The sequence below is a fragment of the Alteromonas sp. MmMcT2-2 genome (assembly GCF_022348305.1).
In the GTDB taxonomy this organism is placed as follows: Bacteria; Pseudomonadota; Gammaproteobacteria; order Enterobacterales; family Alteromonadaceae; genus Alteromonas; species Alteromonas macleodii.
This window is the reverse complement of sequence record NZ_JAKRFA010000007.1, coordinates 26,567-45,221: the sequence shown is the minus strand read 5'-3', so window position 1 is coordinate 45,221 and position 18,655 is coordinate 26,567. Positions and strand designations below refer to the sequence as shown.

Below are 18,655 nucleotides of genomic sequence, written 5' to 3'. Positions count from 1 at the left end.
CCAGGGAGACAATACATGTTTACAAACTCTAAGCTGGCTAAATCAGTGAAGTTAGCGTGCGCATTCGGTGCTGCATCATCTATCGGCTTTACTGGTGCAGTTAACGCACAGGAAACCGAACAAGCAGCGGAAGCAGTAGAAAAAATCGAAGTAACAGGCTCACGTATCCGTCGTACAGACATTGAAGGTGCAAACCCAGTTACTGTTATGTCACGTGTTGATATCGAAAAGTTCGGTATCACTTCAATCGGTGACGTTCTTCAAGCAATTCCTTCTGCAGGTTCTGCTATCAACACCAACAACAACAACGGTGGTAATGGTACAACGACTATCAACATTCGTGGTATCGGTTCAAACCGTACGCTAGTTCTTGTTAACGGTAAGCGCTGGGCGCCAGGTCTAGGTGGTTCAGTTGACCTTAACAACATCCCAGCGTCTATCATTGAGCGTATCGAAGTGCTTAAAGATGGTGCTTCTGCGGTATACGGTTCTGACGCAGTAGCTGGTGTTGTAAACATCATCACTCGTCAAGATTTCGAAGGTGTTCACGCTTCTGGTTACTTCGGTGAGTATGATGAAGGCGATGGCGAGAGAGAACAATGGGACATTGGCTTTGGTACAGCTAACGACAAAGGTAATGTATACGTAAATATCAGTTACGTAGAAGAAGAAGCAACGCTAGCGGGTGACCGTGCTATCTCTGCGGTTCCTACCTACGGTGCGCCAGAAGGGTTCGGTGGTTCATCAGCTCCACCTCAAGGCCGCTTCCACGTTTTCGACCAAAATCCAAATTTTGATCCGCTAGACGAAGATTCATCTCAGTTCCTTTCTAACAACAACGAAGGTGATAGCAATGGTGGACTAGCACCGTGGGTTGAGCCAACAAGCCGTTTCAACTTTGCACCATTTAACTATCTATCTACGCCACAAGAACGTACTAACATCTACACTCAGGCACGCTATGAGCTTGCAGATAACTTGTCTGTTAACGTGACTGGCTTCTACGGTAACCGTAAATCAGAGCAGGCTCTAGCGCCTACTCCACTGTTTATTGGTACTGCATTTGGCGACTCCGGTTTCACACTAGCGGCTAACCACCCGTTTAACCCGTTTAATCGCAGAATTACCACGGATGCTTCGTATTTCACGAACCCAGAAACTACGCCAGATTACGACACACTAGGCCTAGATCCAACACTTTACGATCCAAATGCATCAGAGATGTTTTTGTTCGGTCGCCGTATGATGGAAGCGGGTTTCCGTAGCTTTAAACAAAACGTTGATCAGTTCCAGTTTAACGGTGGTTTTGAAGGTGTTATCGAGTTCGCTGACAGAGAGTTCTTCTGGGACGCAAACTACACTTACGCAGATATCACTCAAAATACATCTACCGACGGTCTGCTTAACATGGATCGTGTAAGACGTGCGATTGGTGACCCTGCTAACTGTACAGGTGAATGTACGCCGCTTAACCTGTTCGGCGGTGCGCCAAACGTTATCGGTGAAGGAACAATCACGCAAGAAATGCTTGATTACATTACGTTCACAGCACAAGACGAGCTAAACTCTACGTTGGAAAGCTACTCTGCTAACATCTCTGGTGAAGTATTTGAATTACCAGCTGGTTATCTAGCATTCGCAGCAGGTTACGAAAAGCGTTGGCAGTCTGGTTATGACCAGCCAGATGCAATCATTGCTGCTGGTATTACTTCAGGTAACGCTCGTCAGCCTACCGCTGGTGCGTTTGACGTTGAAGAAGTTTACCTAGAACTTGCTGTTCCACTACTTTCAGACATGCCTGGAGTAGAACAGCTAGACCTAGAACTTGCTACTCGTTATTCTGATTACAGCAACTTCGGTGACACCACTAACTCTAAAGTGGGTCTTAAGTGGCGCATCAATGAAGACCTACTTGTCCGTGGTACTTGGTCAGAAGCTTTCCGTGCTCCATCGCTTGACGAATTGTTCTCAGGCAACAGCGATAGCTTTGCTCCACTAACTGACCCATGTAACGGCGGCGCGGCAGGTAACCCAGATCTTCCAGGTTGTGCTGGAATTCCTGCGACTTATCAACAGCCTAACACGCAGATCCGTACTACTGTTGGTGGTAACGCAAACCTAGAAGCTGAAGAAGCAGAAAGCTTTACTTACGGTTTCGTTTATTCTCCAGAAGCAGTTGAAGGTCTATCAATCACATTTGATATCTTCGATATCGAAGTTGATAACGCAGTATCATCTGTTGGCGCACAAACCATTCTTAATGCCTGTGCTCAAACTGGTGTAAACCTATGTTCGCTTATTGAGCGTGGTTCAGGTGGTAACGTAGTTGACTTGTTTAATGGCCAAGTAAACCTTGGTGGACAGACAACATCTGGTTTCGACTACAACGTAGCATATAACTTTGAAACAGAGTACGGTGACTTCCGTATTAACTGGGATGGTACTTATGTTGACGAGCGTACTACTATCGTAATCGACCCAGTAACAAATACATCTACTGAGTTTAACGATGCCGGTCGTGCAGGCGACCGTGACGTTGTTCCACGTCTACGTACTAACGTAGCGGTTACTTGGTCATATGACGATTGGACAGCTAACTGGTTAGTTCGATTCATCGGCCACACTACTGAGGAGTGTTCAATTGATGGCGATACACTTGATCAGCAACTATGTAGCGATCCAAGTGAAGAGCTTGGTGGCGATAGCTTCAACGAACTTGAAGATATGGCGTACCACGATGTATCACTAGGTTACGCAGTTAACGATAACCTACGCATCACTCTTGGTGTGAACAACTTGTTAGACACTGACCCAGAAGTTTCTTACTCGACGTTTGCTAACAGCTTCGACCCGTCTATGTATGAAATCCCTGGACAATTCTTCTACACACGTGTAAATCTTAACTTCTAATTGAAGTTGTAGTAGACAGAATGAAAAAAAGCCTCTTCGGAGGCTTTTTTGTTATGTGGAAGCCGTACTAAATAAAGTGTGGACAACAGGTAATGAATGTAGAGCAGTGTATTAAGAATGCTAATGAAGCCCATGCATCAGGCAACACTGATGAGGCAATGCAATGGTTAAAACAAGCTGGCGAATTTGGAGACGTTAATGCCGCGTTGGATTATGCCTATTTCAGATCAAGGGGGAACCCAAGAAAATCACTGGCATTCTTAGAAGGGGTAAAGTGTGCAGATAACCCCGTCGTTCAGTTCCATAAATTACAAATTGGCTATTATGGTGACGTAATAACGAATACGAAGTTAGTAGCCAAGACGCTCATCGCACTCGGGAACGAAGGTGTGATAGAGGCTTATTTAGTTGCGCTTTCTTACCTACCGGTAAATAGCACTACATTTTCTTATATTGCGAGTAGGGTGTGTCACCTAGCACCGAATATCAGCAAACAGCTTAATTTGCATTCAGCGTCACAAGTTACTAATGACGAAAGTCTGAATCAAGAAGTTATAGAAGAAATATCTGAATCGCTTGGTAGAGTATATGAACCCTCTAAAGTGTTAGATACATCTTTACCTATTAATGTGTACGAAAGCCTACTATCTGAATATGAATGCCATTACTTAATCACCAAATTTAGCTCACTCTTGCAACCCTCGATGATTGTTGACCCTAGGACTGGCGAGGGCATAATTGACAGTGTGCGAACAAGTTACGTTGCCGTTATAGAGCCTAGTCATTGCGATTGGATTACAAGAAAGCTGGACAAAGTAATATCACAAATTACGAATACGCCTAGACGTAACGGCGAGGCGTTAAATTTATTGCGATATGAACCAGGTCAGCAGTACAAACCCCACTATGACGGGCTAAACGAAATAAACGATGGATTAATGTTTAAAGATGGAAAACAGCGCACGAAGACTGCTCTTGTATACCTGAATACGGTTGATGAGGGAGGGGAGACTCTTTTTCCTAAGCTAAATATCCGTATTGTACCAAGATGCGGAACTGTCGTTGTTTTTTCCAATTCAGACAAAGACGGTAAGCTATTGTTAAATAGCTATCATTCTGGCGCGCCATCTATTTCACAAAATAAATGGATAGTTACAAAATGGATTAGAGAATGTACAACTATTTATGGTAACGTAGTCTACGGTACTTATACTAAGGGATAACACGGATGAAAAAAGTAACAAAAATAATTCTTGCATCAAGCCTAGCACTAGCATTGGGAGCATGTGGTTCAACTGACAATCAAAGTTCTGAGTATGCTAAGGCAAATACCAACGGCGGAGACGATGGTATGGTATGCAAAATGGAGAAAAAGATAGGTTCAAACCGCATGCAGCGCGTTTGTTACTCTGTGGAAGAAAGAGAGAACATGCGTGAAGCTGGCCGTGAAGGGTGGTTGCGTATGCAGCGTGGATCAGAAACCGGCGGCGGTGACCTGTAAATACACCGTAGGTTAGTTTAAGATGGGAGGCAAAACGCTTCCCATTTTTGTATGACTAAAGAAAACAATAATAGCCCTGACGATACGCTTGCTCAAATTACAGACGCAATAAATGCAGGCGATTACAATAAAGCTCTTTTTCATTACGGTGAAGTTTGCTCGCGATGGCCCGAGTATTTGTCGCCAGCGTCTGGCGTACAGCTTTCTAAATCTCAAGCTACACATATTCATAATGCAGCGAATTTAGCTCGGCGTGATTTATTTATAAAAACCCAGTCGATTGGTTCGAGTAAAAGAATTAAGCGCGCCATTTCAATGTTTTGCGGCGCTGAACAAAAGAAGTTCGATAAAGCACTTCAGTCTCCAAGCTTTCTATTTATCCCAAACCTTCCCTCTACTCCGTTTTCAGATGTCAGTGCAGTGGAAGGGCTTGATACATTTATCAATACGCTTAGTGCCCATAAAGACGTGTTCATATCTCGTTTGTCAGGTGCAAACGAGCGCTATATTCACGATATAGGTGCAGTGCCAGACACCGAAGATTGGGCACAGCTAGCCCAAAAATGGAACTCACTTCACCTAATGAAAGGCGGCAAGTTTACTGATCATGGTGATAACCTTCCTGACGAAGTAAAGACGTTATTCAATTCGCCAATCCTGGCCCATTGTCCAGTACACGCACCTGAGGTAGTCATTTCTGTACTGCAGCCACGTACAAAAATCCCACCTCATTTCGGAATTTCTAATCTAAAGTGGACGTTGCACATCCCACTGATTATTAATGATAAGTCGTATTTGCATGTTGCTAATGAGCGATGCTATTGGAGTGAAGGGAAGACCGCTATTTTGTTTGACGACAGCTATCAGCATAGCGCGGAGAATGAGGACGAAACGGCCAGAGCAGTTTTAATAATTGATATTTGGAACCCGCATTTAACGCTTACTGAGCGAGAGGATGTTGCACAGTTTATTTCCAAATATGGCGAGTGGTCTTTGCAGTATGGGGCACTAGCTTCATTGGATAGAAGGTTATATAAATAATGCAATCGCAACCAAATATTGTTATCCCAAACCTCATTAATGCATTCAACAGAGGTGATTTCCTTTTTGTCATCAATACAGTAAAAAAAAGTGGGGCGTTAAATCGTGTTGATCCTGTAGTCTCGCAATTACATGGTAGTGCGTTAAGAAAAATAGGTAAGCTTGATGACGCCGTGAAGGTCTTTGAGAAAGGTTTAAAGCTGTTCCCTCAATCTACCGACCTAATGAATAGCTATGGAAATCTGTTTCTTGACAAAATGCAAAGTGATAAAGCGATTTTATGGTTTTCAAAAGCCCTAAAAATCAAGCCGAATGCCTTTGATTATAAGTATAACTTAGCAAGAGCCTTCTATGATGCTAAGCGCTTTAGCGAGGCTGAAAAGCAATGTCTTCAGTTACTAACTACACAGCCAAACAAAAACACAGTCTTGCTGTTAATGGCATCAATTTTAGTAGAGGACCATCGCGATGATGTGGCTGAACGCTATTTGAAGCGATTATTAGACAGCGAACCACAAAATAAAAAAGCGCTTAATAACTTAGGAAATATCAAACGCAGAAATAACCAGTTCGATGAAGCAATATCACTCTACAAACAAGCGCTATCGGGGGGAAGTTCTACCGCAGAGCTTTATCAAAATCTAGCTGCAGTCTTTGCTCTAAACGGTTCGTTAAATGAGGCCTTTGCTACTTATAAAGAAGGGATAAGGGTCTTTCCTGATAGCGTAAATTTACACAAAGAATATGCTCATTTAGCCTGGGTTCAAAACCTTGAAGCACCGTTTTCTCTTTTAGAGGCAAACTTATCAATTGATAATCCGGATTTAATTTTGGCTTACACGGAATTGATGATTAGGGTAGAGGAATTTGAAAAAGCTAAGTTTTGGTTAGAAAAGCTCCTCGAAACTAAGTTACCCACCTATCAAATTGCTGCAGCGGCCAGTTTATCTCACACATTAAGAGAGCTTGGAGAATTTGAAAAAGCACTGGCAACCGTAAGTGTTAAAGCGTCTAATCCCACTCTAGAGACGCTCCCGTTAATAATTGAGAAAAGCTATTCTTTATTAAGTCTCAAAAGGTATAAAGAAGCGATAAAAGCACTAGAGTTGGTGTGCCGAATTGCGCCGCTTAATCAGGGTTATTGGACATTATTATCCACCGCGTACAAAGCTAATGGCGATGAGGCTAAGTATAATCAGTTATGTGATTATCAAAGTTTTGTGAGCGTACAGTCTTTGTTAGGAAACGAAGACGCAAACACAAAATTTATAAACCTACTTAGAGCACATCTTATTACGCTTCACAACAACGAAAGACACCCAATTGGGCAGTCGCTTCGCAACGGCTCTCAAACATTTGAAAACCTTTTCGATTCGACCCACCCAGTAATTAAAGAGTTAAGGTCGGCTATTGAGGCAAGAGCCAAAGAGTTTTTATCAACGCTTACTCGTGTGAAGAAGCATCCATTCTTATCCCGCCTAAGCCAAGATATCGATTTTATAGGCAGCTGGTCGGTAAGGTTGCGACAGAAAGGATTTCACAAATCTCACTATCATTCAGAAGGATGGCTTAGCGGAGTGCTGTATGTAGATGTGCCCGCTGAAGTTAAAATAAACGGGCATGGCTGGCTAGTTTTTGGACGGCCGGATATTAGTGGCGTCGATATGACAGAAGACTATGCTGTTAAGCCTCAAGAGGGAAATGTTGTTTTCTTCCCTTCGTATATATGGCACGGTACAAATCCAATTTTGTCTAATCAACAACGTCTGACGGTCGCTTTTGACATTGTGCCTAATCCTACCAGCTAGGTGTCCGCATTAAGCGAGCTCTAATTTGAAAGCCAGGGTATATCGGGGCGTGTAGCAAATACGGTTGGGCGGCCTTCCTACATGCTTGATTGCCCCGTGAAAAATCACAGTCCTACCCGGCTTTGGCGTGCAGGCGAAAACGCAATCGTTTTTGCTATTATAAAAAAGCGTTTCACCGCCCCATTCAATATCCCACTCGGGGCACAGATAAACCAATACAGTAAGTTCATTAGCTTCTGGCAGACAGTCTGTATGTGTAAAAAGCATGTCGCCGTACGATGCATAATTCACATAGCCACGATATGCTCTGTAATGTTTACCTGTGGTATTAAAGATTTCCTTAATAGCATGTTGATAAACGGCCAGTGCTCGCACTTGCGTATCGCTAAGTTCGACTGCCCAATGTTTGTATTGAGCGGTGTCGGGACGCGCGACTTCAGTATGTTTGAATGCGCTTAGTTCTAAACCTTTAAATATACCCGTTGCTTCTTCAAGGGAGCATAAATCATCGAATACCCAGACAGGTTTGTCATCAATTGTGTAGCTATATGCAGGTGCGCTCATGGTTTAATCATTCTTGTTATGTATAGATGCGGTATAAATAACAAATTGTGCATAGCAAGCCAATGTTAATTTTCAATGTTGTTTTTTTACATTTTTAGATTTGAATAAAAGCAACAACAAATAATCTAAGAGCAATAATTGTTTAGACAAGTCGCCTCATATTGTAACTATGAAGGCCTCGGTTGGGTTATATCAGTGCAAGGCAAAGCACACTTTTACACCTAACTTCTGGTTTTGTGCATTTAATTAGTGCAATTTTGGGTAAATATTAATCGATTAAGAAGTGGCCGGAATTATGCAGGGGAATTTCGAACGCTTATTCAAGCTAACTGAACGGAAAACGAGCAGTTGATCGAAAATCTACTAGGTGTAAACAGTGTGTTACTTGACTAAACGTAACATTCCGTGTGAGTATACTACGTTCGTAGTAATGACTATTAATGTCATAACTACATTCCTGAAACAAAATTGTGAAAGTTTTATACGCCCCTTGCCCGAATATTTTCCTTATCGGCGAGGATTCAAATAAGAAATTTGGTTGGGAACTATGTCCAAAATGAGCAAGAGAACTCTTATTGCTTCTACTGTTATGGGTGCATTCGCACTAACAGGTAGTGCAGTCTCTGCAGATACGCTTGAAGATCTTCATAAAGAAGAAGCGAAAATCCACGCGGCTGCAGCGAAATCTCAAGAAAAAATCAACACGTTGTTTGAACAATCTCAGGAACTACTTGTTGAGTATCGTCAAACAGTAGATGAGACAGAAAACCTTAAGATATACAACGACTATATCGCTAGCCTTGTTGCAGACCAGCAGCGCGGTATCGACTCTCTACAGCGTCAAATCGACAGCATCGAACAAACTAAGCAGGGCATCGTTCCTCTTATGTTCCGCATGATCGACAGCCTAGAGCAGTTCATCAAGCTAGACCGTCCAATTCACTTGGACGAGCGTCTACAGCGTGTTGAGCGTCTTCGCGACCTTATGGCTAACTCTAACGTAACTGTTTCAGAACAGTTCCGTCAGGTACTAGAAGCTTACCTAGTAGAAGTTGAATACGGTACTAAGATCAACTCTTACCAAGGTACTATCGACGACGCAGGCACAGAAGTTACTGTTGACTTCTTTAACCTAGGTCGTACGGCGCTAGTTGCACTTTCTCTAGACCAAACTCACGCATGGGTATGGAACAACGAAAGCCGCGCATGGGAAAAACTGGGTGACGAGTATCTGTCTTCAGTTGTTGACGCAGTTAAAATGGCTAACAACGTCATTCCTGCGGATCTGATTAAACTACCAATTAGCGCAGCGGAGTAATTGTTAATGAAACCAGTATTCAAATCTCTTTTAGCCGCTGCGACAGTTGCAGTTGCAGCAACCGGAGCGCAGGCTCAGGAAGCAAAGAGCCTGAAAGACCTTCTAGACCAGGTTCAACAGAACCGCGTTTCTGAAGCTCGCCTAGATAAGCAACGCGAAGCTGAGTTCCAATCAGCACGTGCTGACAAGCAAGCACTTCTTCGCAAAGCACAAGCAGATCTTAAGGCTGAACAAGCTCGTGGTGACCGTCTACAGAAGCAATTCTCAGACAACGAAGTTACATTAAACGAGAAAGCTGCTGAGCTAGACCAAGCTACAGGTACACTTGGTGAAATGTTCGGTGTGGTACGTCAAGCATCTTCTGAAGCTTACGGCCGTATCTCTACATCAATCGTAAGTGCACAATTCCCAGGCCGTGGTCAGTTCCTTGCTGAAATGTCAGAAGACTCTAAAGGTCTTCCAAACATTCAAGAACTAGAAGACCTATGGTTTGCACTTCAGAAAGAAATGACTGAAGGCGGTGAAGTAGTTAAGTTCACTACAGAAGTTGTTAACCTTGACGGCGGTTCTTCACAGCAAGAAGTTGTTCGTGTTGGTACTTTCAACCTTATTGGTGAAGCTGGTTACCTAGCGTATGACGCTGAAGCTGAAGTTGTTCAGCCTCTTGGTCGTCAACCAGATGGTCACTTTGTAGCTTCTGCTGACGAACTAATCGGCGCTAGTTCTGGTTTTGTTCCTTTCTTTGCTGACCCTTCTCAAGGTGCAATCCTTGGTCTATTGAAGCAAAAAGCGACAATGTCTGAGCGTTATCATGCTGGTGGTCCAGTTGGTTACACAATCACAATTATGCTTGCGATTGGCCTACTAATTGGTATCTACAAAATGATCACACTAACGATCACTGGTGGAAAAATGCGTTCACAGCTTAAGAACGTAAACAATCCTTCAGAAGGTAACCCACTAGGTCGTATCCTTAAAGTTTACCAAGAGAACAAGACTGCTGATGCAGAAAATCTTGAGCTTAAACTTGATGAAGCGATTCTTCGCGAGCTTCCAAAAATTGAAAGCGGCATCAACGTTATCAAGATCTTCGCAGCGATTGCTCCTCTACTAGGTCTACTAGGTACAGTACTAGGTATGATCGAGACATTCCAAACCATCACACTATTCGGTACAGGTGACCCACGTATGATGGCAGGAAGTATCTCTATGGCTCTTGTAACTACTGCTCAAGGTATTATCGCGGCTCTGCCTCTAATCCTTACTCACAGCATCGTAGCTTCTCGTAGCAAGTCAATCATCCACATTCTTGATGAGCAAACTGCGGGTATCGTAGCTGCTCACTCAGAGTCGGAGAAAGCGTAATATGAATTACCTGATTGGATTATTCGAATCGGTCAGGGACTTTATCGCTACCGGCGGTGACGTACTATACTTCGTTGCTGCCGCGCTCTTTCTCATGTGGGTTTTAATGATTGAGCGTTACTGGTATTTAACCTCGGTCTTCCCAAAGGTGAAGAAAAACATCATCGCGAATTGGGATGCCCGAGCAGATACCACATCATGGTATGCGCATAGAATCCGTGACGCGTGGATTTCTCAAGCGTCAGACGACCTTAACGCTAGAATGCTGATTATCAGAACCATTATTGCAATGTGTCCACTAATCGGTCTACTTGGAACAGTAACCGGTATGATCAGTGTTTTCGAGACAATGGCAACACAGGGCACCAGCAACGCTCGTCTAATGGCAGCTGGTATCTCTATGGCAACGATCCCGACAATGGCGGGAATGGTAGCCGCGCTATCTGGACTGTTCATCAGTTCACGTCTTGAAGCGAAAGTGAAGCTGGCAAGAGAAGGGCTAGTTGATAGCCTGCCACATCATTAGAGAGAGAGATTATGGCTCGAAAAGTCAGAACCGAGGAAGAAGATGCACAGATCGACATGACGCCCATGTTGGATATCGTGTTTATCATGCTGATCTTCTTTATCGTTACCACTGTTTTCGTTAAAGAAGCAGGGATCGAAGTCAACAAGCCAGATGCGAGCCAGGCGATTCTTCACAAAAATGCAAACATTTTCATCGCCGTAACTGAAGACGGAAATGTATGGCTAGATAAGCGTGAAGTTGCGCCGGACAGCGTAAGAGCGAATATTGAAAGACTGCTTACCGAGCAGCCTACTGACTACGTAATCATTCAAGCTGACGTAAAAGCGAAGCATGGTTTAGTAGTTGAGATTATGGATCAGGTTAAAGCCGCTGGCGTTAACCGAGTCTCGGTAGCGGCAAGGGGATAAGATGTTACGTATAATTGTATCTATACTTTTAGGTGCTGGTGTTGCATTTGCCCTTTTCGTTCTAATGGCCAAGTTGATTGAAAATTCATCTAGACCAGCAGACGAAGTACCGCCTGCACCGGTTATCGATATTGTAATGCAGGAACCAGACGACCAAACGCAAACGCGTACTCGTGTTCCACCACCACCGCCACCTCCGCCTCCACAGCCTCCTAAAATGGAGCAAGTAGAGCCGGAAACAGCGGAACCTGATGCAGATGGCTTTAGCTTAGCTATTCCAGCTATCGACACAGGTGGTGTTGGTGTAAACATCGGTGGTGTTGGTGCAATGCAGCGTGATGGTGAAGCAACACCTATCGTTCGTATCGACCCGAAATATCCACCTGATGCAGCCCGTGACGGCCGTGAAGGTTGGGTAAGACTGTCTTTCACTATCAACGAAGTTGGTGGTGTTGAAGATATCGAAGTTATCGAAGCTGAACCTAAGCGCGTATTCGACCGTGAAGCACGTCGTGCTCTACGTAAGTGGAAATACAAGCCTAAGATCGTTGATGGCAAGCCAGTTAAACAACCTGGCATGTTCGTACAGCTAGACTTTAAACTGGAGCAATGATCATGATGAAACGTACATTCAAAATGTCAGCCGTTGCTTTAGTGCTAGGCGCAGGTGCGGTGCTTTCAGCACCCGCTGCCCTAGCGCAGTCAGCACCTGTTGTTTGTCCTGGATATGAGAAAGGAAAAACAACGCTTGTAGGTGAGCGTACCGGTAAAAAAGTTCAAAAAGCTTTTGAGTTTTATAATGAAGACCAGCTCACAGAAGCGTTAAATGTACTTTATGAAATCGATCCTTCAGACGATTTTGATAAAGCATATGTTAAGCGTTTTATCGGTAACTTATTAGCTTCACAAGAAGGTGAGGGCGGTAAGGCGTTAAACTACTTGGTTGACTCTGTTGAACCAAAAGTACTTAACGACACTGAGCACTCTCAAACACTTAAATTGATAGGTGATTTGAGCATGCAGGAAGAGAAGTACACTGATGCCATCAAATGGTATAACAAGTGGATGGAATTTACCTGTAAAGAAGATGCTGATGTGTACACTCGCTTGGCACAGGCGTACTTTGAGTCTAAGCAGTTAGCTAAAATGGTTGAGCCAGCAGACAAGGCAATTGCTTTGTATGAAGAGCCAAACAAGAACCCTTATGTTCTTAAGTTAACTTCTTACTACGAGCGTAAGATGTACCCTGAGACGGTTTCTGTCGCGGAAGAGTTAGTTAAAACTTTTCCTGAAGAGAAGACTTGGTGGTCGCGTCTGGGCTTTTTCTATATCTTAGTTGAAGACTACAAGAAAGGTCTTTCAACGCTAGAACTTGCTTATATGCAGGGTTATCTAGAAAAAGATTCAGAAATCAAAACGCTTGCTCAGCTTTATCAAAGTAACGGGATGCCTTACAAGGCTGCGAAGTTACTTGAAAAGCACATGAAAGAAGGCTTGTTGAAGAACGATGCCGATATGCTTGCTAATATTGCTAACGCATATCACCAGGCTAAGAACTTTAAAACTGCAGCTAATCTGTACGCACAGGCGGCCGCAAAGAGTTCTGATCCTGAGCATTATCGTAAGCAAGGTACACTTCTACTTGTAGCTGAAGACTACAAAGGCGCTATCAAAGCACTAGAGAACGCTCTAGAGCGTGGTGCTGAAGACCCTGAGAAGATTCACTTCACGTTAATGGAAGCGAACTTCTACGCAGGTAACTTTAAGTCTGCTTACAAACATGTACTAGAAGCTAAGAAAGATCGCTCACTACGCCGCAACGCTGCAGCGTGGGAACCTTATATCAAGGAAAAAGCGAAAAACCGTGGTATTAGTATTTAATATGCGGTTCTAGCTACAAAGCCTCCTTCGGGAGGCTTTTTTTTGCCTGCATATCTGCAAAAGTTAATCTTAATGGGGCCAAGGCGTAGCAAATTAAAAAGCAACATTGCTAAGTACTTCGTATAGAGCTGAGACTTAATGACTTTTAAGCAATTCTATTCGCTGTATTCCCTGTATACATATCAGTGTTAGTCAAAAGCTGGTCGTAGGGCGTTTCTAATCCACATAGTCGCTTCTTTCAGGCCGCTTACTTTGTGACCTTCATTTGTCAGCGTATTGCAGATGAATTTGACATCCATATCAGCATGACTTAATACCTCTTTTAAAAAGTACTGCGCATTAATAATTTCAACCATAGTTTTTAAAGTTGATAGTGGTGTACAGCTCTGTTTATCTATTTGGCTGTTATCGCATCTCGGCTGGTTAGTTATTTCGTGGCCCGCTATTTTTCTCAGTATTGGCCACACATCCTCTAAGGTTCGTGTTCCTTGTGTAAAGTGCAATAGCTTGATTTCGTAGGTAGTGAGAACGCTGTCAGGATACGTCTCAAGAGAAGTCTTGAGCTTGAAGCTGTTGTTCAGCGCTACTAACTCAGACTCTAATTGTTTTGCTTTTTTGGTGTGCGGTAGTACTGCCAAAGCGCTGGTTTCACCACTGGCTTTATTCGGCTTACGCCCATAATCAACAATTTCAAAACCATTTCGTGTCCAAAAGTTGTCTAGCCTTTGTGTGGTTCCATAGGAAGTACAGATTGCATCAACACTTAGCTTTTGGGCTTCCTTGTTTACTTTTTTCAGTAAAAGACTACCAATGCCTTTGTCTTGTATCTTGGTATTCACAGCAATTCGGTTAATTCTCCAGTATTTGAAGGTAGCGACTTTCGCTTCAGCAGATAGCAGAGTGAGTCGTTGTGCCCCCAGATGTCCTTTAGGACGGCGCTTTCCTGAGGCGATCCCAAATGCCGTATCCCGCAGATATTCACCGCCTTCTATATTTATAATGGCTGCTGCAATAACATAGCCACTCAGTTTTAGTATTGCGACAAGCACATCCGGGCTGTCCATTAATCGCATGAAATCATCTGGAGTGGTTTGATAATGTGCAAGTGCAAGTAGTGACATTATCTGCTGAAGTTCGAGTTCTTCGAGACTTGCAAACGTGCTGATGAAAAAATCGTATTTCTCTGTCGTTTTATCGTTACTTATCGCTTCGATTTGTCCTTGTGTAAGACACGATTTATCATCTTCAAATAAGCACACGTTATTAAAAAAAGCTTCAACGGGATCATGTTCGAACCATCGTAACGGCGTTGATAGTCTTAAATGGATAGCTGATGGCGGTAAACTAGGGATGAGTTTGTGAATAAAACCACTGCCTGAACCTTCATAACCCAAAAGCGTAGTACTAAGCACCCACTGCTTGTGGTTGGCTATGATCCGGTATACATCCGGGAGGGGGATTGAAGCCGCTTCATCAACAATTACAACGTCGTACTTTTCATCTTCTGTGGTATATAACAAGGCACTGTCAGGGGGCACCCATTTTACACTGCCAAACGTCGCTGCCTCATTCTTATCACCAAGGATTAGTTGGGTTTGAATGTTAGCGGTGGATGGTTGTTGTGTTCTGACACCTGCTATTTCGTACTGGTGAATACGTGAAAGCACGTTCTTCACATTATCAAAGCGTTCACTGGTTAATAGTACATTTTTACCCTGTCTGATTAGGCTTTCAATGAATATACCTAATAATGATGACTTGCCTCTGCCTCTTGGGGCGGTAATCAGCGCGTTTAGTTTATTAAGTGAGTGTGCTTGATATAAACGACTGTATGCCTGCTCTTGCTCTTCTGATTTAAATAGTGAGCCTCTATAGACGTTTGACGTTACGCCTTGGCTAATGCGGTACATAGCCGTATCTGGAAGTGTGGTTTTTTCTTCAGTGTGAAATGCCACGTAGTCGTTGTTGCGCAGGTGCTTTATAAAACGTTCGAGGTATCGACTCTGTGTAAGCGTAAACCCCTCCGACAGGAACGAGACCGAAATATTGTTAACCCATTCACTCAATGCAGGGCAAATAAGTATTAAACAACCACTGCGTTTAACGATACCCGCCACTGCCATCACGTCGCCAGGTTTGAACGAATCGCGACAGTCCAATGTGGCAATGTCACATTCGCTCCCCAGTACTTGTTTACGGTTCTTTCCCTTGAGTGTATCGCCTGTGAAATTCGCAACGCTTATAGATGAAACTTCATCTACAAAGGCTTGAACGTTACGTATGGCAGCTTCACAAAAATCGTCATTGCCAGATACAACAAGCATTCTCCGGTGAAGTGGGTAAGTCACGTTTGATAGGTGTGAAGCGTGAGAGCTTTTTTTGCAGCCATTTTCGCCGCTATTTTCAAAGTAGGGGGCTAAAAGCCATTCGCGTAATTGAGTTAGCGCCATGAATCAGTTTTTTCGGTATAATCTAACGCTATAGTAGCGATTTATTATGAGGAATTCGAATGCGCTTTCTTTCTCGGCGTCTAGTTATGCCAAACGACCTTAATTACGCCAATTCTTTGTTCGGTGGCCGCGCGTTAGAATGGATAGACGAAGAAGCTGCAATTTGGGCTATTTGTCAGTTAGAAACTAATTGCTTGGTAACTAAGCATATTGGTGAAATTAGTTTTGAATCACCGGCTATGCAGGGTGATATCGTAGAGTTTGGTCTAGAAACTAAAGCTGTGGGCCGCACATCTATTACCGTAAGCTGCTTGGTACGCAACAAAGCAACCAAGAAAACCATCTGTTTTGCAGACGATATCGTTTTTGTAAAAGTCGACCCTGATACGCGTCAACCGACGGCACACGGCAAAACCTTGGAAGTTTTAAAAGCACAAACTGACGATGAAGTACGTCGCCTAAATATCAATATTGACGCTGAATAGCCGCAAGCTTTCAACGCCTTATATCATATATAAAAACCTTACGTGAGCTTAACGTCTTATCTGCTTGACGGCGTGTATCGAACTGGTAGACTCCGTCGCAGATGTTGAGTTTGCTAGTTTAAGCAGCGTAACACTATACCAAGGGGTGTCCGTTTTCGGTCTGAGATCCACATTCGTGGGAACCCTTAAACCTGATCCGGATAATACCGGCGTAGGGATGGTTCACAATATAGCCTTATCACCTGCCGTTAGACCCGGATCTTTTTTCTTAAATAAGAATAAGAGATCCCATGTATAAAACACTTTTCACACTTTCACTGCTTGCTAGTTCCGTTGCGGCCTATGCGCAACAAGCCAATGTAAGTAACACTTCAGATAGCACGCCATCAGATATTGAGCGAGTCGTCGTATCTGGTGATTTTCGTCAAACTACACTCGACCAGTTAAGTGCTAGCGCGACCATTTTAGATCAAGAGCGTCTTCGCAGTAGACAGCCGAGCCATATCGACAGTGTGCTAAACAGTATTCCAAACGTAAACTTTGCAGCTGGTGCGTCTCGCGGCCGCTTCGTGCAAATTCGCGGTATCGGAGAGCGCAGTCAGTTCGCCGAGCCTATCAATCCTTCGGTAAGCTTTATCGTCGATGAATTTGATTTTTCAGGCCTTGCTGCGGCAGGTCTTATTTTTGATACTAAACAACTAGAGGTATATCGCGGACCTCAGGCTACCTTATACGGCACAGGTGCATTGGCCGGTGCGGTTAAACTTTCCAGTAATGACGTGGGTAGCGACGCCCCAGACTACGTTGAAGCCCGCATTGGGAACAAAGAGAGTTACCGTATTGAAGGCGCCACTGGTGATGATATCAACACGGATTGGGGCTATCGTGTTGCGCTGGTTCATAATCGCAGTGATGGCTTTGTAGAGAATACGTTCTTAAATAGAAGCGATACCGCGAAGATCGATGAAACCGCACTGCGCTTTGCCCTTGAAGGCAGCGTAGATGAGCGAACCACACTTGCACTTACTTATCGCTGGTACGATATCGATAACGGTTACGATGTATTCTCGCTAGACAATGACAACAAAACGCTGTCTGATGAACCAGGATTTGACGAACACCAAACCCACGCTGTTAGCGCGCGCTCTACAACCAATACAGCAGCGGGCGACCTTATTCTAATTGCTACTCATGCTTCTCACAATATTGCTTATGGCTATGATGAAGACTGGACATTTACAGGGTTTCACCCGTGGGGTTATACGTCTTTTGACGCCTATTATCGCGATGTAGAAACACAGACCGGAGAGATGCGTTTCGTGTCGTCTGACAGTGCCGCACTTTTTGATGGTATGACTGACTGGACAATAGGCGTATTTTATAAAAGCACGGAAGAAAAGCTGCTGCGTCAGTACACTTATTTGGATAGTGACTTTGCCAGTGAATACACGCCTACGACGACTGCTATCTATGCTCAGACTGAAAGTCGTTTGAAAGAAAATTTAGTACTTTTAGCAGGGTTAAGAGTCGAAAACTACGATTTTGATTACGCTGATAACAACCAGCTTACTCGCGCGTTTGACACCACCATGGTCGGCGGGAAAGTCGCGCTTCAGTATACACAAGGCGATCACTTCTATTACGGCAGTATTTCACGCGGATATAAAGGGGCAGGCTTTAACCCCGACAGCCGCGTGAATGACAATCAGCGATTCTTCGACGAAGAGTATAACTGGAACTACGAAGTAGGCGTTAAGGGCCCATTACTTACGCCTGACCTAATTGCTCGTGCTGCAATTTTCTATATGGATAGAAAAGATACTCAGGTGAGTGATTTTGACGTTATCACTCGTGATGACGGTACGGCAGGGTTCGTAGATATTATTGATAATGCTGATTTAGGAACAAACAAAGGAGCCGAGCTGGAGCTTAGCTGGATTGCTAGTGATGCATGGCAGCTTGATGCAAGTGTTGGTTACCTAAGCGCTACCTTTGAAGGGTATACGCTTGCAGACGGTACTGAAGTGTCTGAGCAAAGACAGGCTCAATCACCTAAGTGGACCGCAAACCTGTATAGTGAGTACGCACTTACAGATAACATGCTTTGGCGTGTAGATGTAGATTACAAAAGCGAATACCGTTTTTCTGACGGCCATGATGTAACCTCGCCAAGTACTACGCTGGTTAATTCGGAGATTGTGGTGTTGCACGGTGATTGGCAGACATCACTGTGGGTACAAAATGCGCTTGATCGTGAGTACTACACCCGTGGATTCGGTGGTTTCAGCAACGACCCTCGCGATGAGTATGCCTTCGATGAGCCATATTACCAAATAGGTAACGGTCGTCAGTTTGGCGTTACTGTTAAGTACGCGTTTTAAAATAAAAGGAAACAG

Annotated in this window: 15 protein-coding genes and 1 riboswitch; of the genes, 13 read left to right on the top strand and 2 right to left on the bottom strand. The window is 43.8% G+C overall.

Annotated features, from left to right (window positions below; translation table 11 throughout):
- Positions 1–15: 15 nt before the first annotated feature.
- The 5 genes from MHM99_RS06165 (at position 16) to MHM99_RS06145 (ending at position 7,260) form a co-directional block, all read left to right on the top strand.
- Entirely contained in the window at positions 16–2,910 is a 2,895-nt protein-coding gene (locus MHM99_RS06165) for a TonB-dependent receptor (RefSeq protein ID WP_239218560.1), read from the top strand.
- A gap of 92 nt (positions 2,911–3,002) precedes the next feature.
- Positions 3,003–4,133, top strand: a complete 1,131-nt coding sequence (locus tag MHM99_RS06160) for a 2OG-Fe(II) oxygenase (RefSeq protein ID WP_239218558.1) — start codon at positions 3,003–3,005, stop codon at positions 4,131–4,133.
- 5 nt (positions 4,134–4,138) lie between these two features.
- On the top strand, positions 4,139–4,411 hold the full coding sequence (locus tag MHM99_RS06155) for a hypothetical protein (protein WP_150141108.1): 273 nt from the start codon (positions 4,139–4,141) through the stop codon (positions 4,409–4,411).
- 51 nt (positions 4,412–4,462) lie between these two features.
- A complete protein-coding gene (locus MHM99_RS06150; protein WP_150141110.1) occupies positions 4,463–5,452 on the top strand; it encodes an aspartyl/asparaginyl beta-hydroxylase domain-containing protein in 990 nt (329 codons plus the stop codon).
- Positions 5,452–7,260 carry a tetratricopeptide repeat protein gene (locus MHM99_RS06145; RefSeq protein WP_150141112.1) on the top strand — a complete coding sequence of 603 codons (1,809 nt, stop codon included), beginning with the start codon at positions 5,452–5,454 and terminating at the stop codon, positions 7,258–7,260. Before MHM99_RS06150 ends, MHM99_RS06145 begins: the two co-directional genes overlap by 1 nt.
- 9 nt (positions 7,261–7,269) lie before the next feature.
- Here the strand turns inward: MHM99_RS06145 and MHM99_RS06140 are convergent, their stop codons facing one another.
- The gene (locus tag MHM99_RS06140) at positions 7,270–7,824 is read right to left on the bottom strand and encodes a 2OG-Fe(II) oxygenase (protein ID WP_150141114.1); all 555 of its coding nucleotides are present in this window, start codon (positions 7,822–7,824) and stop codon (positions 7,270–7,272) included.
- 556 nt (positions 7,825–8,380) lie between these two features.
- Between MHM99_RS06140 and MHM99_RS06135 the strand changes: the two genes are divergently transcribed.
- Genes MHM99_RS06135 through MHM99_RS06110 form a run of 6 tightly spaced genes read left to right on the top strand, consistent with a single transcriptional unit; the run spans position 8,381 to position 13,324 of the window.
- Positions 8,381–9,142, top strand: coding sequence for a DUF3450 domain-containing protein (locus tag MHM99_RS06135; RefSeq protein WP_014948702.1), 762 nt, complete (start codon positions 8,381–8,383; stop codon positions 9,140–9,142).
- A 6-nt stretch (positions 9,143–9,148) separates the two neighbouring features.
- Positions 9,149–10,507 (top strand): MotA/TolQ/ExbB proton channel family protein, encoded by a 1,359-nt coding sequence (locus MHM99_RS06130; RefSeq protein WP_239218556.1) that lies wholly within the window; start codon positions 9,149–9,151, stop codon positions 10,505–10,507.
- A 1-nt stretch (position 10,508) separates the two neighbouring features.
- A complete protein-coding gene (locus MHM99_RS06125; RefSeq protein WP_012517736.1) occupies positions 10,509–11,033 on the top strand; it encodes a MotA/TolQ/ExbB proton channel family protein in 525 nt (174 codons plus the stop codon).
- An 11-nt stretch (positions 11,034–11,044) separates the two neighbouring features.
- Positions 11,045–11,443, top strand: coding sequence for a biopolymer transporter ExbD (locus MHM99_RS06120; protein ID WP_012517737.1), 399 nt, complete (start codon positions 11,045–11,047; stop codon positions 11,441–11,443).
- 1 nt (position 11,444) lies between these two features.
- Positions 11,445–12,056: an energy transducer TonB gene (locus tag MHM99_RS06115; protein WP_014948704.1), complete on the top strand. Its 612-nt coding sequence runs from the start codon at positions 11,445–11,447 to the stop codon at positions 12,054–12,056.
- Positions 12,057–12,058: 2 nt separating this feature from the next.
- The gene (locus MHM99_RS06110) at positions 12,059–13,324 is read left to right on the top strand and encodes a tetratricopeptide repeat protein (protein ID WP_014978640.1); all 1,266 of its coding nucleotides are present in this window, start codon (positions 12,059–12,061) and stop codon (positions 13,322–13,324) included.
- Positions 13,325–13,512: 188 nt separating this feature from the next.
- Here the strand turns inward: MHM99_RS06110 and MHM99_RS06105 are convergent, their stop codons facing one another.
- Positions 13,513–15,774 carry a GNAT family N-acetyltransferase gene (locus tag MHM99_RS06105; RefSeq protein ID WP_239218554.1) on the bottom strand — a complete coding sequence of 754 codons (2,262 nt, stop codon included), beginning with the start codon at positions 15,772–15,774 and terminating at the stop codon, positions 13,513–13,515.
- 59 nt (positions 15,775–15,833) lie between these two features.
- Here MHM99_RS06105 and MHM99_RS06100 point away from each other — a divergent pair, with 59 nt between their 5' ends.
- On the top strand, positions 15,834–16,259 hold the full coding sequence (locus MHM99_RS06100; RefSeq protein WP_061094510.1) for a hotdog domain-containing protein: 426 nt from the start codon (positions 15,834–15,836) through the stop codon (positions 16,257–16,259).
- Between the two features lie 131 nt (positions 16,260–16,390).
- Positions 16,391–16,494: riboswitch (TPP riboswitch) on the top strand.
- 55 nt (positions 16,495–16,549) lie between these two features.
- Positions 16,550–18,640, top strand: a complete 2,091-nt coding sequence (locus MHM99_RS06095) for a TonB-dependent receptor (protein WP_239218552.1) — start codon at positions 16,550–16,552, stop codon at positions 18,638–18,640.
- The last annotated feature ends 15 nt before the right edge of the window (positions 18,641–18,655 follow it).

What these genes read in the sequence shown, in the direction of transcription:
- MHM99_RS06165 (WP_239218560.1), top strand. Translation starts at nt 16, where the DNA reads ATGTTTACAAACTCTAAGCTGGCTAAATCAGTGAAGTTAGCGTGCGCA.
- MHM99_RS06160 (WP_239218558.1), top strand. Translation starts at nt 3,003, where the DNA reads ATGAATGTAGAGCAGTGTATTAAGAATGCTAATGAAGCCCATGCATCA.
- MHM99_RS06155 (WP_150141108.1), top strand. Translation starts at nt 4,139, where the DNA reads ATGAAAAAAGTAACAAAAATAATTCTTGCATCAAGCCTAGCACTAGCA.
- MHM99_RS06150 (WP_150141110.1), top strand. Translation starts at nt 4,463, where the DNA reads ATGACTAAAGAAAACAATAATAGCCCTGACGATACGCTTGCTCAAATT.
- MHM99_RS06145 (WP_150141112.1), top strand. Translation starts at nt 5,452, where the DNA reads ATGCAATCGCAACCAAATATTGTTATCCCAAACCTCATTAATGCATTC.
- MHM99_RS06140 (WP_150141114.1), bottom strand. Translation starts at nt 7,824, where the DNA reads ATGAGCGCACCTGCATATAGCTACACAATTGATGACAAACCTGTCTGG.
- MHM99_RS06135 (WP_014948702.1), top strand. Translation starts at nt 8,381, where the DNA reads ATGAGCAAGAGAACTCTTATTGCTTCTACTGTTATGGGTGCATTCGCA.
- MHM99_RS06130 (WP_239218556.1), top strand. Translation starts at nt 9,149, where the DNA reads ATGAAACCAGTATTCAAATCTCTTTTAGCCGCTGCGACAGTTGCAGTT.
- MHM99_RS06125 (WP_012517736.1), top strand. Translation starts at nt 10,509, where the DNA reads ATGAATTACCTGATTGGATTATTCGAATCGGTCAGGGACTTTATCGCT.
- MHM99_RS06120 (WP_012517737.1), top strand. Translation starts at nt 11,045, where the DNA reads ATGGCTCGAAAAGTCAGAACCGAGGAAGAAGATGCACAGATCGACATG.
- MHM99_RS06115 (WP_014948704.1), top strand. Translation starts at nt 11,445, where the DNA reads ATGTTACGTATAATTGTATCTATACTTTTAGGTGCTGGTGTTGCATTT.
- MHM99_RS06110 (WP_014978640.1), top strand. Translation starts at nt 12,059, where the DNA reads ATGATGAAACGTACATTCAAAATGTCAGCCGTTGCTTTAGTGCTAGGC.
- MHM99_RS06105 (WP_239218554.1), bottom strand. Translation starts at nt 15,774, where the DNA reads ATGGCGCTAACTCAATTACGCGAATGGCTTTTAGCCCCCTACTTTGAA.
- MHM99_RS06100 (WP_061094510.1), top strand. Translation starts at nt 15,834, where the DNA reads ATGCGCTTTCTTTCTCGGCGTCTAGTTATGCCAAACGACCTTAATTAC.
- MHM99_RS06095 (WP_239218552.1), top strand. Translation starts at nt 16,550, where the DNA reads ATGTATAAAACACTTTTCACACTTTCACTGCTTGCTAGTTCCGTTGCG.